Here is a 25,678-nt window from a genome sequence, read left to right as displayed (position 1 = left end):
TTCAGGGTATAAAAAAGCCTTTCTGGTGATGAAAGGCTCATAGTTTACTGTTACGAAATAAAAGCTCTGCCATTAAGAACTTTCTTCTTTCTTAGAGGAATTACTTTTTATTTCTACCCATTCATTCACTAGGTCTTCTAAAATGGTAAGTGGCACCGCTCCATTGGTTAAAATAACATCATGGAATTCTTTAATATCAAATAATTCATTACCAAGTTTTGATCTGGACGCTTCTCTTAATTCCAGAATCTTATTCATTCCTATTTTATAAGCTGTAGCCTGACCAGGAATTACGATATGCCTTTCTACCATTTTTATAGCGTCGCTCTCCGCATTTGGTGTATTATCCGTATAATATTTAATTCCTTCTTCTCTTGTCCACTTTTTAACATGGATACCCGTATCCACCACCAATCTACATGCTCTCCATAACTCCATCGCTAATCTCCCAAAATCCGAATACGGACTATTATAAAGTCCTATTTCTTTTGGTAAAAACTCATTATACAATCCCCACCCTTCTACATAAGCTTGATATCCTCCAAATTTTCTAAACTTTGGTATATCCTCTAGTTCTTGCGCGATAGAAATTTGCATATGGTGTCCTGGTATTCCCTCGTGATATGCCAGAGCTTCCATTTGATATTTTGGCATAGCCTTCATATCATACAAATTGGCATAATAGGTCCCTGGTCTAGAACCATCTGGAGTTCCTTTCTGATAAAAAGCTTTTCCAGCACTCTTCTCTCTAAAAGGTTCTACCGCTTTTACTATAATATCCGCCTTTGGTTTCGTGATGAAAAGCTCATCTATTCTGGATTTCATATTATCTATCAATCCTACAGCTCTTTTTAGATAGGCTGCCTTACCTTCTTCATCATTTGAATAATAAAACCTTTCATCTTCTTTCATAAACTTAAAGAAGTCTTGTAACGTACCTTCATATTTAAGCTCCGTCATAATATCCTTCATTTCCTTATGAATCCTAGTAACCTCATCAAGTCCTAATTGATGAATTTGTTCCGCAGTCATGTCGGTCGTTGTAGTACGCTTTAAGGCAGTATTATAAAATGCATTCCCTTTCGGGAATTTCCAAGCACCATCATCAACTGTAGCTCTTTGTTGTTGATCCTCCAGTATTTCGATTAATTTATCGTATCCTGGTTTTACAGCTTCCAGTAGTGCTTTTTCAGCCTGAGAAACCAATACTGTTTTTTCATCATCTGAAAGTTCTAGCTTTTCAACTTTACCTTTAAAATCAGATAATAATGTGCTCTCTTTATTAGATTCATCAAAAGGTTTTCCGGTTATTAAATTCCGGCTATCATTGAGTACTTTGGCAAAAACAAACTTGGGAGGAACAATACCATTCTTCTCTCTGATCTTTATATTTCCCACAAGTTGACCAAATAACTCATCCATTCCTTCTAATCTTGAAACATAGGCCTCAGCATCACTTTTACTTTCGATACGATGCATATTTATCAAAAACGCCGGAATCTCTGCCTGCATTCCGTGCATTTGATTTACAGGATAGTTATAAAAACGATATTGAAAATCTTCTATAGTATTTTCCAAATTAATTTTCATTAACTTAAAACTTAACAAAGTAGCTCTATTGAGCTTAGAAATATTCACAGAATCCTTTAGGTACCTCAGTCGCTTTTTTGCTTTTTCCAGATCTTGAACTTCCTTTTTTGATGAAATATTATCCCATTTACCATAATCTTCAGTTTTAACTCCTAAATAGGTCTGCGTCATAGGAGAATCAGCAACTTCTTCCTGAAACTGGGCTTCAAACCAATCATTAAGTTTCTTTGAATGTACTTCTATTTGTTCTTCATTAGAGATAACAGTTTCGCTTTTTTCATTCTCATTTTTACAACTAAAAAATATAAATAGAGAGAAAATAAATACGATGCTTAATTTTACATTATTCATCTTTTTCAGGGTATTAAGGTTCGTTAGTTTAGTTTATTTCAAAACAGAAATTTCGATTGATGAATCATCAAATACTTTATGAGTTTGTTTTTTAAAATCAGATGCTTTTGCTATAAAAATATTAGGGACAAACGTTTGTGGGTTTAAATCTATATAAGGAAACCAGGTACTCTGCACCTGAATTTGGATTTTATGTCCTTTCATAAACGTATGGTGCACATCCTGAAGTTTAATAGTCACATCTGTTTTCTGATTAGGCACAAAAGGTTCTGGGTTACTGAAACTATTTCTAAATCTCCCTCTTAGTACTTCACTTCGAACCATCATATGGTAATTAGACATTTTTAGATATGCCTGAGTTTCTTCTGTATCTTCTGCATCAGGAGGATACACATCGATCAATTTCACCACCCAATCAGCAGCTGTTCCCGTGGTAGCAACTTTTAATTTTGCCAAAACTTCACCAGAAAGCGTCATATCTTCTGTGAGTACAGAAGTTTCATACACCAATACATCGGGACGTCTTGCGGCAAAACGCTGATCATCTGTCATGTATTTTCTTGGTGTAAATACCATTTTTATATCCTCTGTGTATGGAACAGGCTTTTTTGGATCGCTAATAAATTCTGAAAACCCTTTCCCTGCACTTTCTGTTAAGTCATCACCTGACAAATACATTGTTTTCTTTTCTGCATTTTTTGGTGGCCAACTATCATAGGTATTCCATTCCTTTTTTCCTGTATCAAAAATCTGAATTTCAGAAAGCCCTGTGTTCTTACCACCATCTCCTTTTAGGAAATGATTAAAGAATTTTGTTTCTATATTTCTTTGGAAATTGAGTGAAATATCGTCTCCAAAATATACGTTCCCAATAGCCTGACGTTTTTTATTTCTTGCCCAATCTCCGTGACTCCAAGGTCCAAAGACCATGATGTTATAATTCTCACTATTGTTTTCTATTTTTTCATACGTTTCGAAAGGTCCATACAAGTCCTCTGCATCAAACAACCCTCCTACTACCATCACTGCTGGTTTAATATCTTTAAGATGCTGTATGATTCCTCTTTTTTGCCAAAAATCATCATAATTAGGATGTTCTTTTAATTGTGTCCAGAAAACATTATCCTCTTTATAATATTGATCCAACGTACTAAGCGGGCCGGCATCTAGGAAAAATTGATATTGGTCTTTAGTTTTTAGTTCTGGAAACGTGTACCAACTTTCTTTTACTGGTTCTGTTTTTTCATAACCAAATACTGCTGTAGCTCTCCAATAGCTTAATAAATATGCTCCATTATGATGAAAATCATCAAAAAAGAAATCTCCAATACAGGCTTGCGGAGAAACTGCTTTTAATGCAGGATGTGAATCTAATAAAGAATAGGTAGCATAAAAACCTGGATACGAAATACCCCAAACTCCTACTTTTCCATTCGTGTTTTCTACATTATTCACTAACCATTCGATAGTATCATACGTATCGCTTGCCTCATCAAACTGCTTATCTTTTTTATTAGGTATATAGGCTCTCATATTATCATACACTCCTTCACTCATCCAGCGTCCGCGTACATCTTGGTATACTATAATATTACCTTCTTTCATCAGAAACTCATTAGGGCCAATTTTAGATCGAAACTCGCCTTCTCCGTATGGACGAGAACTATAAGGAGTTCTTTGCATTAGGATGGGATACTCTTTACTGGTGTCTTTAGGAGAATAAATTGTAGTATGAAGTTTAGTTCCATCTCTCATTACAATATCCACTTCCTGTTTGGAATAATATTCTTTTACTTCGTAATCATCCTTTTCTTCAGTTGTTTTATCTGTTTTTTGAACCTCTGCTTTGGTAGCTATTTCTTCTTTTTTAGCACAAGATGTGAAAAAAATCGAAAAGCTAAAAAGAGATAATAATAGTATTCTAGTTGATCGCATTTGTTTGAGTTTAGTTGAATGCTGAAGATAAAAAAATGGAATGCTGACAAGCTTCCTTTTAAGGAGATTTTAACAATCTTGTGCTTGCATCTGACTATAACAAATGAACCTCCAGCGTTAACTGAAGGCTCATTGATGCTAAGAACTTACGATATCCCCAAATATAGAGTTCTTAGTGAATTATTGAGGTTGAAAATCAATCTCTATGATATTGTATCCTCCTCTAGAATCTCCAGACCAGGTTACACCAGGAGGACTACTAATTATTCCTTTTCCAAATTGTACGTCTTCTAAATCGGATACTCTTCTGATAACAGTATTCCCATCTGCACTTCCTGTATTTGGTCCCGATTGGTTCATTACTTGATCCATCCCAAATCCTACAGGTTGGTCTTCTTCAGTGCCCGCATCATACAAATAGGTTTTAGTACTTAAATCGGTACCTGAGTATGGAGTAGTTCCATCCTCTCCGAACAACGGTAATCCAGCGTTATTATAACTTACCACCCAGTCATTTGATTTTACAAACATGGTTCCAAATCCAAACTTATAATCCTGGTTTTTGGGTACTTCTATAGTAAAAGTTTGAGACCCACCAGGCATTATTGGCCCAGTTTCATTACTTAAAGCTACCGGAATACCAAAATCCTTTAAATAATTGTAGGCTATTGATCTATCACCATCCTCGGCAATTTCTTCTAAACCATTTGCTGCTTTAGTTTCTTCTCCTTGCGTAAACCAAGGATCTCTATCTGTATTAAAAGCATAAATAAAAGCTGGTGAAAAAGGTGTTAATGATGATGATAAACGTAACGGAGTTCCTTGAGATCCTGTTTCAGTAAACCAATCGTATAAAACTCCTGGCATACCATCTTCTGCAATACCTTCTAAGCCAACACCTCTATCTTCTTCGCCAATAGTAAACAATGGTTCTGCTTGTGCATGTAGTACAACGATGCCTGGAGTTATTACAAACCCATTGGTTGAACTTGGTACCATACCTGCATTAGGAGTATTTATTGCTGTAATGGTTAAGGTAAATGTTCCAGCAGAATTTCCATCTCCATTAACATAATCCAATATTGCGGTCATATAAATATCTCCAGTACCTCTGCCGTCTACTAAACGAACTAATGGATTTGCATCCGCAGGACCAACATTAGCTCCGGCTGGTGGAAAAGTAGCTGGATCATTATCCGCTTCTGTTCCAAGGTCATATAATGAAAGTTGACTAGCAATATCTACACTATTAAGCGCCTGACCATTAGGAAACAAATCTATTCCATCCAGATCTGTTGGCGCTAAGAACCAGTCATTACTATTCCCCATCATCGTAACTGGAGTAAACTTAGTACCTGGAACCGCTTTAAAAGACATTTGATATTGAGCGCCATTTGTTGTTAATGGTCCAGGAGTTGCAGCTCCAACTGGAGTAGTAAATGTATGTACATTTAAGTAATTAATTGTATTGCTAATTGTAACCGAAAAAGTAGTTGTTTCGATAGGTGTTGCATTTCCTAATCCGAAAGTTGGGTTAATGGTCTCATTCCAATCAGTTGCTGCATCTCCTTCTCCATCATACGCTATACTATAGCTAAGCAATCTTACTTCTGGCACAAAATCTCCAGCTGTCCAAATTCCTGCAGCCACTGCTATACTTTCTCTAGCACTTCCTGCAGATCCCCATTGTACAAAATCCATAATTGCATCAGCACTTGTAAATGAGTTGTTTGCATATAACCCCAACCCTTCACTGTTGGTTAACTCATCCCAATTTACAACTACAAACTCACCTGGATCTAAATTAGCATCTCCGCTGGTAATAGTAGCGTTTTGCAGCTGAACATATTGCCCAGGCCCCAAGCATAACCAATATGTTGAAATATCTACTGTAACTGTTCCATTGTTCCATAATTCAATCAGTTTATCCTCTCCATAATTCACTTCATTAATAACTATCGACCGCACATTGTTATCCGGTATCGTTAATACGTTTTCTTCCCCAAAAGTTACCGTTGTGGTTTCTGCCCAGTTTGCTGCTCCATTTCCATCTCCATCAAATACAATACTATTTTCAGTGTTAGTTATCGTAGGTACGAACTCTCCAGCAGTCCATATACCAGCAGCAACGGCGATATTCTCTCTTGCGCTTCCTCCTGCTCCATATTGAACAAAATCTACAATGGCATCTGCATCTGTAAAAGCATTAGAAGAATATAATCCCAGACCTCCTGAATTATCTGGCAAATCATAAGATAATATCAAATACCCTCCTGCCGGAGTCACAATACTACCACTCTCTGGTGTTAGATCACCTATTCTTTCATAAGTCCCTGGTCCTAAACATAACCAGTAATCACTCAAATCAGCTTCCTGATTTCCTTTGTTAAAGATCTCTATCAAGTCCGTTCCTTGATATCTAACTTCGTTAAAAACTACCTGATTAATTACTTCATCAGTTTCCCCATCTGGTTGTACTACAATATCATCATCATCACTACACGAGATGAATGTAAATAGTCCAACAATTAAATAAATTAATTTTTTTTTCATGATTTATACATTTTATTTGTTCATCAATATGAAGCAAATATATAATCACACGAAAGCTCTAAACGGTGACAAAAGTCACTCCTAAAAGTTAAAAAAATGTTATTTTAAACAACTGAATAACAGTGTTTTAAATTACGAACTACTAAACAATAACGCATCACAAAAACATCGAAAATTTTCGATGTTTTTGTGATGCGTTATTGTAGAATCTACTTAGTTTTTACAGTAAATTCCTTTCGTTAATTCGATATGTCGTTTATGTTGAATTAATAAATTAGAGGTTTGTAATTTCTTGGTTATTCTAGAAACAACTTCTCTAGAAGTACCCAAATCCGATGCTATTTGTTTATGAGACATTTGGATCATATTACAATTTTGAAGTTTGGCTTTTTCATTTAAATAGTTAACCAATCTATCTTCAATTTTATAACAGACTACTTGTTTGGTCGTATTGAGTAGATCTTCATAATTACGTTGAAAATCCTTTAGAATAATTTGTGTAAATGATGGATACTTTATAAACCACTCTTTTACTTTATTCATGGGTATGCATAATACCTTAGTATCTTCTTCTGTCTTAGCAGAGAAACGAACTGCTTCTTGATTAAACAGGTGATTAAAACTAAGGATACAACATTGATTGGGATGAATATAATACAGTAGAAATTCTACTTCATCTTCTTCCGCATACATTTTGATCAATCCGTCTAAAATAATTGGTAAAAAACTTAAGTAACTTCCTTGCTTAACTACATATTCTCCTTTCGGAATATTCTTAAATTCTCCAAAAGACATAATTTCATCTTTTAGATCTTTTTCAATAAATGGGAAACACTGAGATAAGTCGATTTTTTCCATAGACGTTGTTAGTTACTCTTTTATATGTTAAGGATAAAGTCGATAATTAAATCTGTCCTTACAACAACATTATAATAAAAACTTATACTTATATAAGGAATCTATTTTCTGGCAAAATTCTTTAATCCTTTTTTTAACCACTTTAGATATTCATTCTCATTAGGGGTATATGCAGTAGTCGTATTCAAAAGATTCATTTCAGAGTCTATTAGCACATAATATGGTTGGGAATTATTCTCGAAATTTAATGTTTGAAAAGTAGCCCATTTGTCACCAATAGTTTTAATCGATTTTATAGTACCAGAAGACTTAAGGAATTTAAATTGATCTCCTTCTGTAAGCTTTTCTCGATCATCCACATAAAGCGAGATCAAAATGTAATCATTTTTTAGAATTTTAGTAATCTCTGGATTACTCCAAACTTGTTCTTCCATTTTTCTACAATTAACACAAGCCCAACCAGTAAAATCGATCATTATTGGTTTATTTTCCTTCTTCGCTGCTTGTACTCCTTTTTCAAAGTCAGTGTACGCATTTAATCCTAAGGGGCCGTGTGTTTCCTTCTCGTAGATACTATAAAACAATGGAGGTGGAAAACCACTCAATAACTTTAGGTTTGCATGTGCTGTATTGGTAAGACCTGGAATTAAATAGATTACAAAAGCAAATGTTAGAATTCCAGTCGTGATCCTTACTTTACCTAACTTTTTAATCGGACTATCGTGTGGGAAACGAATTTTCCCGAAGAGATATAGTGTTAATCCTATTCCTATAACAATCCAAATTCCAATAAATATTTCACGTTTCAGAATTCCCCAATGTTCTACTAAATCCGCATTGGATAAGAATTTAAACGCCAATGCTAATTCAATAAATCCCAAAACCACTTTTACCGCATTAAGCCATCCTCCGCTTTTGGGTAGGTTATTTAACCAATTAGGAAATAAAGCGAAAAGCCCGAAAGGTAGTGCTAGTGCTAAACCAAATCCTCCCATTCCAAAACTTAATTGCATCGCTCCTCCATCACTACTTAGTGAACCTCCTAGTAAAGAACCTAAAATCGGACCTGTACAAGAAAATGACACTAGAGCCAAAGTCAATGCCATAAAGAATACTCCTAAAATTCCTCCTACACTTGTTGCCTTACTATCCATTTTATTACTCCAGGATGCCGGTAAGGTAATCTCAAAATATCCAAAAAAGGATATTGCAAATACTATAAATACTACAAAAAAGATAATATTCAGTGTTACATTCGTCGATATATTGTTAAGAATTTCTGGATCTAGAGAATCCAAAAGGTGAAACGGAAGACTTAATAACACATAAATCGCAAATATAAATAAGCCATAAAGTATCGCATTCATCATTCCTTTTTTACGATCCTTAGCTCCTTTTGTAAAAAAAGATACTGTAAGGGGAATCATTGGGAATACGCAGGGTGTTAACAATGCTATTAAACCACCTAAGAAGCCTAGCACAAATATTTTTAGATAGCTTTGACTTTGCACATCTTCTTTCGGAAACTCATCCCATCCTTTAATTCCAGCATCCAAAGCTTTAGACCTATTGATATCTTCTGGAGTAATCCCTGAGTCAGCAGCTGTTTCATTTACATTTCCACCAGATAATTTTAGATTAAACTCTACTATATCAGGTGCTAAGCATTTTTCATCATCACATACTCCAAAAAAAACTTCAGCTTTAATGGTCTCCAAAGAAGTATTCAATCGCTTTACTTTTTGAGTAAATACAACATTGTTTTCAAAATATTTGATATCCATTTCGAAAACTTTGTCAAACTTCTGAATCCCTTCAGGTTCTTCTGTTTCCCCAATTAGTTCATATGCTTTGTCTTCATTATAAAAAGTAAATTCCGTAGCTGTTGGTGCAATCTCATCCGTTTCTACTTCATGCTGAGAATATATGTGCCAACCTTTTTCTAAGGTTGCCTCAAAATATAGTGTATACACATTTTCTGATTCCTCCTTAACACTACTTTTCCATTTTATAGGTTCAAATATTTGTGAAAACAAAGTAGTGGAAAACAACAATGTTGTTACTAGTACTAGAATATTCCTCATTAGGTGATCGTTACTTTTAGTAATTGTTTTGTTTTGGGACTTATTTTAAATCTGTTATCTGCTCTGTAATTTATGATCCATACAATATCATTACCAGAACATAATAACCAGACCCTTTCTTTGGCCAGCAAAGATAGTTTTTCATCTTTAAAGTATTTACTCAACTTCTTTTTGCCTTTCATTCCTAAAGGATAAAAATAGTCGCCTTCTTTCCATTTTCTTACAATTAATGGATACTTTAACTTTTCTTTATCTACATAAATAGTCTTAAGATCAGTATTAGATAATTCAGAAACCTCTTTAAGCTTTATCATTCCTGAAGGGATTATAATCATGTTTTCCTCTTCAGGAATTTTATAAACACGATCAGAAACGTCTTCTATAATTGGACAAAGCAACAAATACCCTCTATTTTTCACCAATCTATGTGTGGGAGAAAAAACTTGCTTACCGGATTGCGCAGTTAGGATTTGTAAGATATCATCCCACGCAGTAAACCCATATTCCTTCAATAGAAAATATAAATATGTTTTTGGTTCATCGTATTGCTCTAACTTATCAATTGGTATTTTTATGGTATCTAGTTCTGAATATTCGAACACATCTTTTCTAACCCTATCTACTTGGTTTTTGATAAATGCACTGGTCTGTTTTAGATGATCTAAAGTCGTTTCAAAGTTTTGTAAAAACTGAGGATTTATTGCTAAAAGTTCTGGAATCACATCGTGTCTCAGTTTATTTCTAACATATTTTGTACTGCTATTACTACTATCTTCTCGCCAGTTAATAGTATTCTTTTTTGCAAATTCTAAAATTTGATTTCGAGAAAATGGTAATAATGGGCGTACATAAATATCATTTATTTCTGGGATACCTGTAAGCCCTTCAATTCCAGTACCTCGAGAAAGGTTTATCAAAAAGGTTTCTAAATTATCATCCTTATGATGAGCCGTTAGTACATAATCATATTGATATTCTAAAATTAGCTCCCGAAACCAATTATACCTCAACTCTCTCGCCGCCATCTGAATAGACAGTTTATGATTTTTTGCATATTGCTCTGTTTCGAAGTTTGTAACAAAAAAAGGAACTGTCATCTTATTAGCTAGTGCCGAAACGAACTCTTCATCTGCTTCACTTTCTGCTTTTCGTAATTTAAAATTACAATGTGCAATACCAAAATCTAAACCAAGTAAATGACACATATGTGTTAAAACAATACTATCCAGTCCTCCACTACAGGCAATAAGTAATTTCTTTTCTTTAAGAAAAGATAAATGATCCTCAATATGAGCTTTAAACTTCCGTATCAATGCTTTTAAATATTTGTCTTTACAGGTTTCAAATATACGATTTTGTAAAAGTAGACCAATCTTTCCGTTAGCAGTCTTTATGTTTTGATTTTCAGGTTTTTAACACAAAAATTAAATCCTTTTTGTTATTTTTAAGCAACTCTTAAAAATTTTGATATTATGAATGTGATAGATGAAAAGCCAAAACACCATGAAGATGATCATAAAAAAGAGTTCAGTAAAAAACTACTATCCGTAGTTCCTCATCTACACCCTTATGTTAAACATAGAATATATATTGCAGAAAGCACAGGTATTTTACCTCGAAATATGTATTGTTCTAATGGTATTATTGACGACGCCATTGTACAACTATATAATGAAGATCATTTGGATATAGATATGGACAAGCTATCTCTGGAATTAAAACTTTTTAGGATTGCAGATCATCTAATTGATGAATTATATATTAACGAAGGTTGGCATCAGCGATGTATAAGCACCAATTATTTTTTAAGTGAGGAATTAAATAAATTAGAAGAAAACTATACTTCTGAGGCGGATAACGAATTGATTATGAATGAAGATCTAAATGACATATCCTATCATCAAAACTCGGAAAAAAAACAATTATTCATTTATGATGATGCTGATTCCGCTATTCTTAAGGTTATTGAATCCGAAGAATCTTCGGAAAACAAAAAACAAAAACTACTAGGTAAATTTTATAGTTGGTTGCCTCTGGAAACTTCTAAAATTATAGATCTCTTTGTTTTCGGAAAATTAAATTTTGAAGAAATAGCAAGAATTAAAGATATCACTCCGCAAGAGGTAAAAGCAACCATTATTGATGTTAGAAAGAGTTTTAGAAAGAATCTTATTTGAACCTGGATTCATTGACATTGTTTCACTGCAAGACCTTAGAACTATCCTTGAATTTATTGAAAAGCTTTAAAGCTACAAAAAACTAATTATCAGTAAATTAAATCCCATATAGATGGAATCGTAAGACATTACTTCACTATAATATAAAATATGACATCTCCCAAGGTTTAGTCTTAGCACTCTAAGATTGTAGTCTTTATTTTTAATTGCACTTCGAAAAGCTAATGTAACAAAACAAATTTTTTAGCTTAATGTAACAATATTGATAAAATGGGTTAAAATTTTAGTGAAACGCTATATTTTGGAATGATCTCAAAACATTATAGATTTTCTAATTGATAAACTGGTTAAAACAAACGATATTAAAAAATAACAAAACCTAGCCAATAATAGATTTACTATCGGCTAGGCTCATAATTTATTTAATTATTAATCAACATATTATAAAAACACAGCTTACTGAATGATAATTGTTTTGGTAATTGCTTTTTTATCAGACGTAATCTTAATAAGATACATTCCAGCTTCTGGATTATTTAATGTAATTAGTTTCTCTTTATTAAATTGAGATAAATCCTCATCAAAGATTAACTTTCCTGTAAGATCAAATACTTGAATCTCTTTTAGCGTATTGCTACCACTATAGAATATACCAAAATTTCCATTATTAGGATTAGGAGATATTACCAAATCATCCCCCAATAATTCTGTTTCTTCTACAGACAAGCTATTCTCCGCAATCAATGAAACATTATCTATTAATGCTTTTGATGGCCCTGTAAAGGTATCAGGAATATTAGCGGTAAACCTCAGTATTACCTCTTGTCCCTCATAACTTAATAAATCCAATAATATATCTTTGCTAATGGAAGTATTAATATTTCCAACCGTAGGATTCATTCCAAAGGATTGTCGATCGATAGTAGTGATTAAATTATTAGATGTATCAAACATATCAACTTCTAAGGTTCTTTCTGCTGTAGCTGCTGTATTAGTAATACTATATTCTACCACAAAATCAAATGACGCAATAAGCGATGTGGCTGATGAAAGATTAGAGGGTAATACAATGGTTTGTTCTAGTATGTATACATCTCCTGCATTCCCATCAAAACTTGTAAAGGCTGCATATTGACCATCTGTAGGACTAATATTTGGTACGATAACGCATACATTAAAAGAATTTTCTAAGACGGTAAAATCATATTGACAGCTTGCATTAATGCCTGTTCCGATAGATCTCCAAGACCCCAAGTCACCGCACTCAAAACTCCCGTTCTGAACAAACTGATTGGTCTCATTAGAAATTGGATCGCAGGAGGTTCTAAAACTAAATGGTCCAGCCCAAATACTTGCTTCGTCAATTCCACAATTAGACCTAATATAGATATCATAATTGGTAGTTGGTGCCAAATCAAGAATATCCAAAGTATTAACTTCTGATGGAACCACAGTTCCATTACCTTGTATAAAACCACTTACTCCATATTCGATTTCCCAAAACTGTTCATTTCCACCTGTAAGATCCCAGGATATATTAGCACTTTGACCGGTAACTGAATTCACTACAAATCCCGAAGGAGCTGGACATGAAACTTCTGTTTTGAAGGTGATAGGTCCCACCACGTCACTAAATCCTCCATCATCGCAAATCGTCTTGATATATACATCATAAAAAGTATCTGCAGTAAGATTCGTAATTCGATACGGATTATCGGTTGTGTTAATTATTGTTCCTGAGCCTTGATCAAATCCTGTTACCCCATATTCTAGTTCCCAATTGGCATCAAGTCCAGAAGATGTCCAGAACAATTCTACATCATTCGCTAATATAAATGTAGTTACCGGATTAATCGGAGCGCTACAGTTAGGTTTAGGTTCGCAGAATACCCGTGCTTCCCAACCCGTTCGAGTTACGCTTCCATCTGATCTAAATACAAAAGTTAATGCTCCAGATTCGTGGGTAGAAACAATTTCTCCAGGTGAGTTATTATTAAATACTCCTATTAAAGGTGATGAACTATCAGGTCCATCATACACCGACAGGTTATCACAACAACTTTCTAGACTAAATAAGTCAAAAATAACGCGTACTCTGTCTCCCGTATCTTGAGGAGCTATCAATATTGTTTCATTTTCGTTATTAGAATAATTCCCATTCGATCCTCCGGAGTCATAAAAAAGATCTCCATTACAGTAATCTGGAATTGTACTAAAACTGAGAGGACCTATCCATTCACTAAAACCATCTGTATCACAGTTAGAACGCACATACACGTCGTATTCTGTACCAGAATTAAGATTGTTAATAATTTCAGTAGTATTAACCGTATCTACAAGTGTTCCTTCTCCAATAACAAAATCTTTTTCTCCAAATTGAATTTGCCAATTACTTTCATCTGCTGCTGCTGCCCAATTAATGGTAGCGCTATCGATACTTATTTCTGATACTGAAAGTGAATTTGGATTAAAACAAGAAGGTAATTCCCCTACTTTTACATCATCAATCAAAATATAATTAAACTCACTGCTATTCTGATTATCAACGATACCAAATCTTATTTTTATATTATCAGAAATTGTATATGATGACAAATCAAAATAATAATCTCTCCAAGCTTCTGTGGATTCGGCAAAAGTCAATAACAAATTCCAATTAACACCATCAAAAAATTCCACCGTAAGTGTATTGTAGTTTTCATTAGTAATCAAATTACTATATAATGAAAATTGTACGGATGGAATACTTAAGGAAGAAACATCTATAAAAGGAGTAAATAAATACGAAGGGGTCTGAGAATTATTAAAGCTGTTATACTTCCAGGTATAATTCGTATTCTCTCCTGATGTTCGATCTGGAATATTAATGTCTAAATTGAAATCATAAATTATTCCGTATGACCAAGAATTGTCAGTTCCTTCTTTCCAACATTCTGGTCTGCTGAAATTGAAAAAACTCTCTACAAATGGAACCTCAAAAGGATCACAATCCGTTGTAAAAGTGATTGGACCAATAAATTCACTATTATCTCCAATTCCACAAACAGCTCTTAAATACAATTCATAAGTTGTTGTAGGCTCTAATCCTGAAATTTCATATGGATTAGAAGTTACTATCTCATTAATTGCAGTTGCTGGAGTAAATCCTTGCAGTCCATATTGCAGTTCCCAGTTAGATTCATTGCCAGACGATATCCAAGATATGTCTACTGATCGTCCCTTAATATTAGAAACTTCTAATCTATATGGATTGAGGCAAGAAGGCATTTCATCCACCTTTATTTCATCAATCAAAATATCGTTATATTCAGGATTACCAGGGCTATTTTTTGTTACTGTAAATCTTACTTGTATTGGACCTGAGATTGTATAATTTTCTAAATTAATTGCAATATCTCTCCACCCACCAGTGTTTTCTTGCACTTCTAAAATAATATTCCAATTCATTCCATCGTAGAATTCAGCAACCAATGTATTATAGGTGTTATCAATTGTATTTTTACTGAAAACTGAAAACTGTATAGAAGGTTCTGTTAATGTAGATATATCTATTAAGGGTGTGTTTAGTATTGAAACTGCATTTTCTCCATTAGGAAAAGAGCCATCTACCCAAGCGTAGTTTGTATTTCTCAGAATATTACGATCTCCGGCCTGAGACGCATCATTATTCGCGAAAAGATTATAAGACCAAGAACCTGCAACTTCTTCTGACCAACACACAGGAGTTGTAAACTCTTCGAAACTTTCGATAAATGGAGCTGAGATAACTTCGCATAATGTTGTAAATGTCAATGGGCCTTCAATGTCACTGACACCACCTGCAGTACAATTACCTCTTATATAAACATCATAAGAAGTGATTGGATCTAAACCATTAATCGTAAAACTAGTTTCAGTACTGTTTACAATAGTTCCTGTACCTTCATCGAATCCACTTAAACCATACTCAAGATCCCAGGACGAAGATTCATTATCTGTATCCCAGCTGAGTATAGCACTTGTGGCATCTATATTGTTAACTCCAAAATTTTCTGGCTTATCACAATTAGGTTTAGGTTCACATATCACCTGTGCTTCCCATCCCTGTGCTGTTACACTCCCATCAGATCTAAATACAAAGGTAAGAGCACCCGACTCATTGGTTGATAGAATCATTCCCGGTGAAACACTGGAGAAAACACCAATTAAAGGTGCTGATGTATCCGTACCATCATAAACAGAAAGCGCATCACAACAGGATTCTAAAAGAAATGATTCAAAATTAACTCGTACACGATCTTGAGCAGTACTCGGACTAATTACAGTCGTTATATTTTCATTGTTAGAATAGTTACCTGTTTCACCTCCTGAATCATAAAAACGATCTCCAGAACAAAAATCTTCTGTGGTAGAAGCAGAAATAGGTCCTATCCATCTTCCCGTACTTCCATCAAAACATGTTGACCTAATGTAAAAATCATAATCAAATAATGAATTTAAATTATTTATCTCAAATGGATTCGATGTAGCTTCTACACTAATTCCATCACCCAATATAAATCCGGATGGTCCATATTCGATATCCCAAGTCAACGAATTATCATCAACCCAACCTAAATTCACAAATGAAGGTCCAATAGCGATATATCGAAACTCTTCTGGGTCTGCACATTGGGTAACAAATGTATTGATCGAAGAAAAAACATTCGGCCCACAAGGGTTTATATTTTGTACTCTCCAGAAATATGACGTACTATATTCTAAATTTTCTGGTGTATAATTATTTTCTGAAACAATCTTAGATTCTATAACAGTACTAAACCCCCCATCTGTAGCTATCTGGATTTCATAAGCTTCTGCATTGGTATCTTCTGACCAAGTAAAAGATTGATTCAATTCGAACCCTATTTCATTATCCGAAGGAGAAATTAATGTAGGGGTATTTATTTCATCGTTAAATACTAAAAGGGTAAGGTTTACTATTTTTTCAGAACCAGAAACAGAACTCCCTTTAATAGAAAAATCATATGCTCCTACTACAAGATTTTCTGTTCCAGAAATTGTAAGTTGAATTGGAATGCCTTCTAATTGATTTCCAATAATCGTTGAAGGTTCAAAAGTTGCGTTTAACCCAACCGGAAGATTCTCTGCGGATAAGACTACCTCTTCACTAAAATCTAAAAAAGTACGGTATTCAAGATTGTAAATTGCATTTTCAGGTTTACAAACAGAAACAGTACTTTCTGTAGTGTTTATAGCAAATTCTGAGGATTGTACTTCAAAATCAGTGTTATTTACAGCAAAAAAGATATTATTAGATGCCTTTATCATAATTCTGGCTGATGTTGAACTGTCTACATTTGGTAAAACAAATGTTTCTGATCCATCATTCGTTATATCATCTTGAATTACATATGGATATGTATATCCGCCATCCACAGAGAGTAAAATATCCACCGTATTTGCACTAACTGGTGCTTGATCTGTATTTGCTACATCCCAACTAACTGTAACTTCTTCTCCTACATTCCAAAGTTCCTCCGTATTTTGAGAAGTAACTATAAATGGTCCCGAATTATCAGCAACTGTCAGTAAAACTCCATCGGTATTACTTTGACCTCCCTGCAAAACGTTATCCCGGACGGTGAGTTCAAATCTCATGGTTCTTGCTACAGCTGGCAGTACTTCCCAAGTAGGTGTAATATTACCTGTTAGTACATCATCTAGTTTAGGAAAATACCTTTTACCTTCATCTTTTGGTAATAGGGATCTAAACAATGGACCATTAACCCAGTTAGGTTGAGGGGTATTTGAAGAAAAAGGATCTTCTGGATTATTTTGTTCCCAACAATATGTCAAACCTGTATCGCCATCTATATCGGTAGCCGTCCCTTCTAAAACAAATGGGGTAGATTTTGGAATTGTATAATCATTACCTGCATCTGCATCGGGAGCAGTATTACCAGTAGTTATAATTTCTGCGCAGTCGCTATTATCTATTGTCCAGATTGCAACATCTCTAATATCAACATAATTAAAATAATCATCTGGTTGATTTTGTACATTTGGTGAGCATATTCCAGCATAGCCCATAATTGTACTTCCACTACCCGGTTCTACTTCACTATTAAAACCACTTCTGCAATTCGGACTACTTTGCACATGAAATCCGCCAAATTGATGGCCAAATTCATGAGCTACGATTAGATTAAAATTATCCGAACTAGGGTCACTATGCACCGTAAAAGCACTTCCTTTTGATCCATCCGTGCAAACGCAAGCGATACAACCAGCGTTTCCGTAAATTGCATTTTCAAAATGAAATAAGTGTCCCACATCGTATCTGGCACTACCTACATTAGGATCTGTATCAAGTGTATTCTGTAATTCGTTATTGAGGCTATTTCCAGATAGATAAGGATCATTAGCAGCATCCAAGAATATCAAGGAGTCGTTTTCTGGAATGATCTGTAAAGTAACACCAAAATCTCTTTCAAAAATCCCATTCACCCTATTTATAGAAGCTACCATTGCAGCCATTACTTTCGTTTTTCTTTCTAAATCACTCACCTCAGTTCCATCAAGAAAAAATTGTGAATACTCTCCAGTGACTGATAATGCTAAACGATATCTTCTCAAATTTCCATCATTGGCATTTTTAGAATGTAATGCATTTTTATCATTCAATTTCTCAGAAAGAAGCCCATCAGTCTCGCAATTAAATGTGGATTCTATTTTTTCTTGTCCTGAGCTAAATAAAACGTGTACCTTTTTGTTTACTGGTTTTATAATCAATGTCTTTTTTCCTGGCCTCACTATATTTCCTTGCAACCCGACACCTGGGGAATAACTGAATCGTATGATCTCCTTAGGGTTATCAATTGCAACACCTACAAAAGATGAAATATTGGGATATTTTACAGCTAAATAAGGATGAAGAACTTCGGTTCTGAAAACTTCAAAACTCTTTATTTTATTAGCCTCTACCGGGAAATTGATAATATGCTTTTGGTTATTTTTTGAAAATCTAAAAGAGGTTCTTTTAATAACATCCTCAATACGGTCACTATTTATTTCAAAAACCAGCGTTTCATTATCAATATCTAATTTACTTTTAGAATATTGGTTAGTTGAAATTTCCCACCACAACTCTTGTGAGAATACTTTGGCAGGAAAGGATAATAAAAAAAATACGTAGAAACAATAAGTTAAAGTAATTTTACTCATATAATTTTAAATTTAAAAGCGGTGTTCTGTGTTATCGCTAACATTCAATATGTTTCTATTTAGTGTCATAAATGGAGGATTTGTTACCATATATTTTAAAAAAAATATCAAAACAGTAATAATTAACATTTCTATACCTGGTCATACAAATTATATTACCTATCCGCCATCTATCTGAGCGTCCTCTCCCTTTACATTAGAAAATCTATTCCGTGTCGAAACTATTGCAAAATATAACGTTTCACTACATTTTAAAGTTTTACCATAGTCCTTCGACTTGGTTCAGTATAAACTACTATGCTAAAACTTGGAAAATACTCCAACACTTCGTCTCGCCCAAAGCCATGTCAACACTCATAACGAAGTTCCAATTAATAATTCAGGTAAAAACGAAACAATTATTCATCTTAGAAAGAATTTTATTTAGTGGCAGTAAAAAGTTACAAACTACAATCCTTCTAGCACTTCTCTCATTGCCTTTGCCTTAATCAAACATTCTTCATATTCCTTATCAGGATCAGATTTAGCTGTGATTGCTCCACCCACCGTATAAGAAATATATTTCTTCCTCTCATTATACAAAATACTTCTGATCACCACATTAAAATCAAAATCTCCTTCTGGGGTAAAATATCCTACCGCTCCGCTATACAAACCTCTTTTAGACTCCTCTAAATCTTCTATAATTTTCATAGCAGAAATTTTAGGAGCACCAGTCATACTACCCATTGGAAATGTGGTTCTAATAACATCCACTGGTGAAATCTCTGGATCAATCTCCGAAACTACCGTAGATATCATCTGATGTACCTGTCTAAAAGTATACACCTTGCATAATTCTTCTACATTGACAGTACCTTTTAATGCAGTTCGGGAAAGATCATTTCTAACCAGATCCACAATCATCACATTTTCTGATTGTTCTTTTGGATCTTGTTCCAATGCAGAAACTAGTTTTTTATCATCCTCAATTATAGTTGATCGTTTTGCAGTTCCTTTTATGGGTTGAGAGATAATTTTGCTTCCTTCTTTTCTCAAATATCTTTCGGGAGATGCCGATAGCATATACTGATCATTCATTCTAAAAAATGAAGCAAATGGTGGTTTCGAAATTTGATTAAGATGATGATAGGTCTCTAAAGGTGCAATACAACTATTCTCTGCAAAAAACTCCTGACAGAAATTTGCTTCATAAATATCTCCCCGATGAATATGCGCAAGCATTTGTTGGATTTTTTCCTTGTATACATCCTTGGTTATTCGCAACCTTATTTTAACCTTACCACAGGGAGAATCTTCACTAGAAATCTCTATTGAGGATGGAAAAGTTTCAATAAACCGGTAATCTTCATCCATTTCATCATCTACCATTCTTAGATATTGAACTTCTAGTTTGTCATCCTTAAGAAGGAATATTTTCTTAGGTTGAAAAAAATACAAATCCGGAAAATCAAGGTTATCGGAATTTTCCGAAACCAATTTTTCTACATCATTTTTTAAATCATAAGATAAATACCCAAAAATCCAATCCGTAGTTTGTTCCTGATATTCTTTTAGTTTATCGAAAGAAGAATAATAGTCTGTTTTTATGGAGGTAAAAGCATCAACTGCTAGAATTGCATCATAGCTGGAATACTTCTGAGAATATGTATTGGAATCCAGCCACATAATGTCATCAAATTGTTGTGCCCATTGCAATAATCTGATTTTAAATTCTGAAGAATTATCTAAAGTATATATTTTGGTACTTCGCACGAGCTATTTAATCTGATGGGCAAAAGTACTTAGAACTTCCTTTAATCCCAACAAAAGTGTCTCATCCGTAACCGTTTTATCTTCTGAGGAAAAATTTGAATGAAACGAAGGAAAACTAAAACTCTCTATAATCTCTCCTCCAAATCTTGGTAATACATTTTTTGCAAATTCTAAAGAACCTAATCCACCTCGTTGACCAGGAGAAGTACTCATTAGCAATATCTTCTTACTTTCCAGAAAATTACGATCTAATCGAGATAACCAATCAATTACATTTTTAAAAAAAGCGCTCCACGTACCATTATGTTCATTAACTGAAATAATCAAAGCATCTGCTTCTGATATTTCTTGTTTTAAACCTAACGCCATCCCAGGAAAGCCATTCTCCTTTTCGGCATCTTCACTATACATTGGCATTTGGTAATTCGCCAATTTCAAAACTTTAATTTTATGATCCTTTATTTCTGAAGCAACATATTCTACAAGTTTATGATTAATAGAAGTGCTACTATTAGAACCAGCAAAGGCTAGAATGTTTTTCATTATGAATAATTTTACAGCCAAAAGTAACCAAAATCGAAACAGCTACAAAGAACACAGACGCTTTGATTAGAACAAACTTTTTAAATCAAAAAAAAGCTCAAACTATTCATAAGTACAGATTATTCTTTCTTTTTATCCGGTAATTGAACGCATAAATAATGACATAGGGCCTTTTTTAAAACGTTTACTCCAAAACCATGAAAACAATACTGAAACGAGGCAAAAAATTGAAGCATAGCAAAACGTAAATCCTGAGCTAACACTATGCGCTCCAAACATCACATAAATCCCTAAGATCCCAATAACGATATGTCCAATATAATGTGTAAATGCCATTTGGCCAGTGACCTCTAAGACACCTAAATAAGAATTATTCCTGAACTTTTCTGAAAGAATGATACACAATATAATGATTACAAAAGACAAACTCATGCCAGAAATCATATATAAAGGTAAGGGTGGCATAGGATTAGTACCAAAAATAAACATTGCATCTTCAGGTTGCATTTCACTAAACAACTCCGAGCCAACAATCAAAATCTGCGAACTTATCCGAACAAAAATAAAAATGCTTGTTGATACGAATAAAATTAGATTTCGGATACTTTTGTTTGACATATTCTGTCTACCAAGCCATAATCCAGAAAGCAAAAAAGCTACCCAAGGAATAACAGGATGAAAACCATTGATTAATAGATTACGAAAGAACCCCATCAGTGTCCAAAAACCAATATATTCTGTGGTTTTCCAATTCCATCCTGTTTCATAATCAATCATCAATAAAATAAAAGGGTAGATTGCTATCATACCTCCTATAGTTATCCATAATTTCTTAGAACATACCGCTATCGCTAAGGCACCTATAGAAATATAAAACCCATAATAATGTAAAATATCTGCAGGCCATAGAGGTAAATATATTAACCCAAAAACAAAAAGAAACACTGCTCTCTTGAATAATATCGATTTCTTTTTTTTCAGTTTTGAACGGTTCTTATCAAATAATGCTTTCTTAACCATCAATGACATTCCAACACCAGCCAAAACAATGAAAAGAGCAGCTCCTTTACCTTGTAATACATCTAAAAATCTTGATAAAACCCCGTCATCATTGGTTTTTGTTAACACTATATCAAAATTAACAAATACCATAATAAATACTGCGATGGCTCTTGCAATATCATATCCTTTGACTCTTTCTCTTTCTTCTAACATACTGATTTATATATCCTTATTATAACTATAATCAAATCTGAGGTAGCAAATACTTGTTGCATATAATTAGGAAACAAAGAATTCCTCACATTTTTATTGAAGAATTCTTTGCCATTAATGTTATCCTTAAAACCCAAAGGAAAGTGTAAACTGAAATACTGAATTTTTAACTTCACCAGTTGTTTTTGTAATATCTCTTAATCCCAAATAATACCGTGCTCCGATTTCTATATTTTCGATAATATGAAACCCAACTCCTACTGCTAATCCATAATCTAATTTTCTATAATCTTCTGTACGAAGATTTCCTCCTTTCTTGCTAACCAGTATCCCAAACTGAGGTCCGGCTTCAATATTAACCCTCTTCACTGGGCTAAACCTAGCCATTGCAGGAAGTAAGCTTACATAGTTTAATTTTATTTTCTCTATATTTCCTTTAGCTTTTACTCCTTGAACAGAAAATAAAGCTTCTGAACGCAATGAGAATTTATCAGTAAATCCGTATTGGGTAAAAACTCCCGCTGTTAATCCTATTTTTGCTTTTCCATCAATATTTTTCAAATTCGAAAGGTTAACTCCTCCTTTTACTCCATATTGCATTCCAGCTCCATTCTTAGATTGTGCATTAGCAGCTACAATTCCCATTAATAAAAAAGCAACAACTAATTTTGTTTTCTTAAATGTTTTCATTTTTTCGTTTTAAATTGTTTTTAGTAATTTTTGTTTTTCAATTATGGGAGCAAATGTATTTTGAGCATTTGCTAAAAGTGTTTTTCCCTATAATACCAAACAAAAAAAAGTGTCTTCAATCATCGGGAAGACACTTTTTAAACACTAAAAACCTTAAAATAAAATAGTTACAACTAATTACTTTTTTTATGAAGTTTTTTAAATTCTGTTGGAGTTTGCTGCGTATTTTTTTTGAAAGCGTTGTAAAAAGCAGCTTTACTATTAAAACCAACGTCTAAGGAAATTACATAAATCGTTTCCGGATTAGGTTTTAATAGCATCTTTTTGGCTTCTTTTATCCTAAATTGATTGATATAATCCGAAAAACTCATCTGAGCATTTTCATTAATAGCCTGCGAGATATGATGTATGGACTGATCGAGTTTCTCAGCTAGCGTATTCAATTTAATATCATAATCAAGATAGAGCTTTTCTTCTTGAACATTATCTTGTATCAACCGAAATAATTTCGCAGAATCTGACAATGAAGAATTTGCGTATTTTTTCTTGACGGTTTCCGGCAGATCTTCAAATGACCCTGTGAAAGCAAATACAGGAAAATGCATCATTGAATATGCCAGAATAAAGAAGAAAATTACAAATAATAGTGTTTCTAGTTTCAAGTAAAATTCAAAACTTTCAATATCATTAGTGTTTAATATGGCATTTATAAAACTACCTATTTGTAATACAATATTTAATACTATAATAATTTTAATCCACTGATAATGTATTTGCTGGGTTTCATTTAATGTAATTGATAGTGGTGTTCGTTTCAGTTTTAAAAATCCAAAAACCAATAAAATGATATTTAATAAACTAGTGAGAAGGTATTCTATCTCGATTAAAGGCAATATATCAAATACATAATTTCCTTGCAATAACTCTTTTAAATTTTCATATTCCAGCAATGGTATAAAAAGTGTCCACCTAAGAAGTGTATACACAATTATTATCAAAACCCATTTTTTTATATTGATTTCCGATCTTGTAAATAATACAATGAAGTAATAAAACAAAAAACCAATCACATGATAGAAAAGGTATGAACTACCAGAATATTCATTATTACCATTAATCTCTAAATAATAATCAAACGAGGTATATGTATACAAGAATACCAAACTACTAAGAACCACCCGTATTTTTTTGTTTTTACCTAAACCAGATTTTCTGAATAGGATAAAAACACCTAAAAATAAACCAATGATGGTGCTAAATAAAGGAGATACATCTAATATATTCATACAAGGTAAGTCTAACGAATGCAAAAATATAGTTGTTACTTGTACTAATCAAGAATCAAGATTATCTTTTTTAAGCATTGATAAAATAAGTAACCAAATACTTTCTAAAACTGCAAACTCAATTAAAACTATACATTCTAAGAATTTTTGATTAATCAAAAGTAACTAGATTTAAAACAGCTACATAAATCATATATCCTATGATTATTATAGTATAAAAATTATACAACATCATCTAATGTAAAAATATGCTTATCATTTTTTATATTTGAAACATAACTTCAATATTATTTTTATGGATATACAATCTCAACTATTATTCTTTTTTAGTGCTCTTGGAGCGTTTAATGGAATAATAGTTGGATTGTTTTTCCTTTTTTATGTGAAACCTTCGCACAAGAGCCATGTATTTCTTGGTTTATTATTACTCGCCTTAAGTATTCGTATTGGTAAATCTGTATTCTTTTATTTTAATAGCGATTTAGCAGATGTTTATATCCAAATAGGATTATTTGCGTGTTGGTTTATTGGTCCTTTGCTGTATTTTTATGTTAAAACTGCATTAGAGGTTATTGATTCCTTAAACAAAAAACTCAAACTCCATTTTGTCATTTTAACTCTCATTGCACTCATCCTATTTTTAGTTTTTCCAAGAAGCATTTATGAAGAAGCCTGGGTGACGGTATTTATCTATTTTATATATACTCAATGGGCAATTTATGTAATAGTTTCTGGGCAAATAATTTATAAAAATTACAAAAAAATAAAGCAAGTTAAAAAAGGAGCGACAACGTTTAGGTTATGGTTTTTAAGTATTTATATTGGTAACACCATAATTTGTCTTGCATTTATAACAGGAAATTATACATCTTATATAGTTGGAGCATTATCCTTTTCATTTGTTTTCTATTTACTTGTTTTGTTGCTGCTGTTTACAAAAAAACGGAACGAACTTATCTTTTTAAATCCACCCCGATACCGTGAAAAGCGAATTGATGAAGATAAAGCTGAATTGCTTATCAGCGATCTTGAAAAATTAATAACAGAAAACGAGTTGTATAAAAATTCGGATATTACTTTATCCAAAATTGCAAAAAGACTGAACATACTTCCTAATAAATTGTCACTATTACTAAATGATAATATGAAAATAAGTTTCTCTGACTACTTAAATGGGAAACGTATAGAAGCTGCGAAGAAAATGATCCAGAGTAAGCTCAATTATTCTTTTGAAGCTATAGGTTATGATTGTGGGTTTAGTTCAAAATCTGCTTTTTATGTTGCCTTCAAAAAGCATACAGGAACTACTCCTTTAAAATACAGTAAATCCATTAGTGACTAACGATTTTAAATTCCTGATTAATAATTCAACACTCCTGATTTATTACCTAAAATCTTTTTGAGACATACAAAGTGTAGCATTGTATAAAGTTTT

At 33.2% G+C, this 25,678-nt stretch carries 14 protein-coding genes; 2 read left to right on the top strand and 12 right to left on the bottom strand.

What is annotated here, in order from left to right:
* Nucleotides 1–72: 72 nt before the first annotated feature.
* The 6 genes from Q0910_RS27540 to tilS all read right to left on the bottom strand — a co-directional run bounded on the left by Q0910_RS27540 (nucleotide 73) and on the right by tilS (nucleotide 10,684).
* Nucleotides 73–1,941 carry a DUF885 family protein gene (locus Q0910_RS27540; protein WP_299223755.1) on the bottom strand — a complete coding sequence of 623 codons (1,869 nt, stop codon included), beginning with the start codon at nucleotides 1,939–1,941 and terminating at the stop codon, nucleotides 73–75.
* A gap of 33 nt (nucleotides 1,942–1,974) precedes the next feature.
* Nucleotides 1,975–3,876 (bottom strand): CocE/NonD family hydrolase, encoded by a 1,902-nt coding sequence (locus tag Q0910_RS27535; RefSeq protein ID WP_299223753.1) that lies wholly within the window; start codon nucleotides 3,874–3,876, stop codon nucleotides 1,975–1,977.
* Nucleotides 3,877–4,056: 180 nt separating this feature from the next.
* Entirely contained in the window at nucleotides 4,057–6,429 is a 2,373-nt protein-coding gene (locus Q0910_RS27530; RefSeq protein WP_299223751.1) for a spondin domain-containing protein, read from the bottom strand.
* 213 nt (nucleotides 6,430–6,642) lie between these two features.
* Nucleotides 6,643–7,287 (bottom strand): Crp/Fnr family transcriptional regulator, encoded by a 645-nt coding sequence (locus tag Q0910_RS27525; protein WP_299223749.1) that lies wholly within the window; start codon nucleotides 7,285–7,287, stop codon nucleotides 6,643–6,645.
* Nucleotides 7,288–7,388: 101 nt separating this feature from the next.
* Nucleotides 7,389–9,371, bottom strand: coding sequence for a thioredoxin family protein (locus tag Q0910_RS27520; RefSeq protein ID WP_299223747.1), 1,983 nt, complete (start codon nucleotides 9,369–9,371; stop codon nucleotides 7,389–7,391).
* Nucleotides 9,371–10,684: a tRNA lysidine(34) synthetase TilS gene (tilS, locus tag Q0910_RS27515; RefSeq protein ID WP_299223745.1), complete on the bottom strand. Its 1,314-nt coding sequence runs from the start codon at nucleotides 10,682–10,684 to the stop codon at nucleotides 9,371–9,373. The genes Q0910_RS27520 and tilS overlap by 1 nt, the downstream gene beginning before the upstream one ends.
* A gap of 159 nt (nucleotides 10,685–10,843) precedes the next feature.
* On the opposite strand from tilS, the gene Q0910_RS27510 reads away from it, so the two are divergent.
* Nucleotides 10,844–11,548 carry a hypothetical protein gene (locus Q0910_RS27510; RefSeq protein ID WP_299223743.1) on the top strand — a complete coding sequence of 235 codons (705 nt, stop codon included), beginning with the start codon at nucleotides 10,844–10,846 and terminating at the stop codon, nucleotides 11,546–11,548.
* Between the two features lie 456 nt (nucleotides 11,549–12,004).
* On the opposite strand, the gene Q0910_RS27505 is transcribed toward Q0910_RS27510, so the two are convergent.
* The 6 genes from Q0910_RS27505 to Q0910_RS27480 all read right to left on the bottom strand — a co-directional run bounded on the left by Q0910_RS27505 (nucleotide 12,005) and on the right by Q0910_RS27480 (nucleotide 24,243).
* Nucleotides 12,005–18,754, bottom strand: coding sequence for a fibronectin type III domain-containing protein (locus Q0910_RS27505; RefSeq protein ID WP_299223741.1), 6,750 nt, complete (start codon nucleotides 18,752–18,754; stop codon nucleotides 12,005–12,007).
* A gap of 447 nt (nucleotides 18,755–19,201) precedes the next feature.
* Complete coding sequence (gene pabB / locus Q0910_RS27500; RefSeq protein ID WP_299223739.1) at nucleotides 19,202–20,509, bottom strand: aminodeoxychorismate synthase component I; 1,308 nt, start codon at nucleotides 20,507–20,509, stop codon at nucleotides 19,202–19,204.
* Nucleotides 20,510–20,512: 3 nt separating this feature from the next.
* A complete protein-coding gene (locus Q0910_RS27495; RefSeq protein ID WP_299223737.1) occupies nucleotides 20,513–21,052 on the bottom strand; it encodes an NAD(P)H-dependent oxidoreductase in 540 nt (179 codons plus the stop codon).
* A gap of 132 nt (nucleotides 21,053–21,184) precedes the next feature.
* Nucleotides 21,185–22,267: a DUF418 domain-containing protein gene (locus Q0910_RS27490; RefSeq protein ID WP_299223735.1), complete on the bottom strand. Its 1,083-nt coding sequence runs from the start codon at nucleotides 22,265–22,267 to the stop codon at nucleotides 21,185–21,187.
* 126 nt (nucleotides 22,268–22,393) lie between these two features.
* Nucleotides 22,394–22,957 carry a porin family protein gene (locus tag Q0910_RS27485; RefSeq protein ID WP_299223733.1) on the bottom strand — a complete coding sequence of 188 codons (564 nt, stop codon included), beginning with the start codon at nucleotides 22,955–22,957 and terminating at the stop codon, nucleotides 22,394–22,396.
* Nucleotides 22,958–23,130: 173 nt separating this feature from the next.
* The gene (locus Q0910_RS27480) at nucleotides 23,131–24,243 is read right to left on the bottom strand and encodes a helix-turn-helix domain-containing protein (protein WP_299223731.1); all 1,113 of its coding nucleotides are present in this window, start codon (nucleotides 24,241–24,243) and stop codon (nucleotides 23,131–23,133) included.
* Between the two features lie 295 nt (nucleotides 24,244–24,538).
* On the opposite strand from Q0910_RS27480, the gene Q0910_RS27475 reads away from it, so the two are divergent.
* Nucleotides 24,539–25,585: a helix-turn-helix transcriptional regulator gene (locus Q0910_RS27475; protein WP_299223729.1), complete on the top strand. Its 1,047-nt coding sequence runs from the start codon at nucleotides 24,539–24,541 to the stop codon at nucleotides 25,583–25,585.
* The last annotated feature ends 93 nt before the right edge of the window (nucleotides 25,586–25,678 follow it).

The organism is uncultured Aquimarina sp., from assembly GCF_947495315.1.
Taxonomy (GTDB): Bacteria; Bacteroidota; Bacteroidia; order Flavobacteriales; family Flavobacteriaceae; genus Aquimarina.
Note: the sequence above shows the minus strand (reverse complement) of the source record. Positions and strands in the feature narration are given on the sequence as shown.

Bases quoted from the DNA above. Each gene is read 5' to 3' on its own strand.
- Q0910_RS27540 (WP_299223755.1), bottom strand. From the start codon at position 1,941: ATGAATAATGTAAAATTAAGCATCGTATTTATTTTCTCTCTATTTATA.
- Q0910_RS27535 (WP_299223753.1), bottom strand. From the start codon at position 3,876: ATGCGATCAACTAGAATACTATTATTATCTCTTTTTAGCTTTTCGATT.
- Q0910_RS27530 (WP_299223751.1), bottom strand. From the start codon at position 6,429: ATGAAAAAAAAATTAATTTATTTAATTGTTGGACTATTTACATTCATC.
- Q0910_RS27525 (WP_299223749.1), bottom strand. From the start codon at position 7,287: ATGGAAAAAATCGACTTATCTCAGTGTTTCCCATTTATTGAAAAAGAT.
- Q0910_RS27520 (WP_299223747.1), bottom strand. From the start codon at position 9,371: ATGAGGAATATTCTAGTACTAGTAACAACATTGTTGTTTTCCACTACT.
- Q0910_RS27510 (WP_299223743.1), top strand. From the start codon at position 10,844: ATGAATGTGATAGATGAAAAGCCAAAACACCATGAAGATGATCATAAA.
- Q0910_RS27505 (WP_299223741.1), bottom strand. From the start codon at position 18,754: ATGAGTAAAATTACTTTAACTTATTGTTTCTACGTATTTTTTTTATTA.
- Q0910_RS27495 (WP_299223737.1), bottom strand. From the start codon at position 21,052: ATGAAAAACATTCTAGCCTTTGCTGGTTCTAATAGTAGCACTTCTATT.
- Q0910_RS27490 (WP_299223735.1), bottom strand. From the start codon at position 22,267: ATGTTAGAAGAAAGAGAAAGAGTCAAAGGATATGATATTGCAAGAGCC.
- Q0910_RS27485 (WP_299223733.1), bottom strand. From the start codon at position 22,957: ATGAAAACATTTAAGAAAACAAAATTAGTTGTTGCTTTTTTATTAATG.
- Q0910_RS27480 (WP_299223731.1), bottom strand. From the start codon at position 24,243: ATGAATATATTAGATGTATCTCCTTTATTTAGCACCATCATTGGTTTA.
- Q0910_RS27475 (WP_299223729.1), top strand. From the start codon at position 24,539: ATGGATATACAATCTCAACTATTATTCTTTTTTAGTGCTCTTGGAGCG.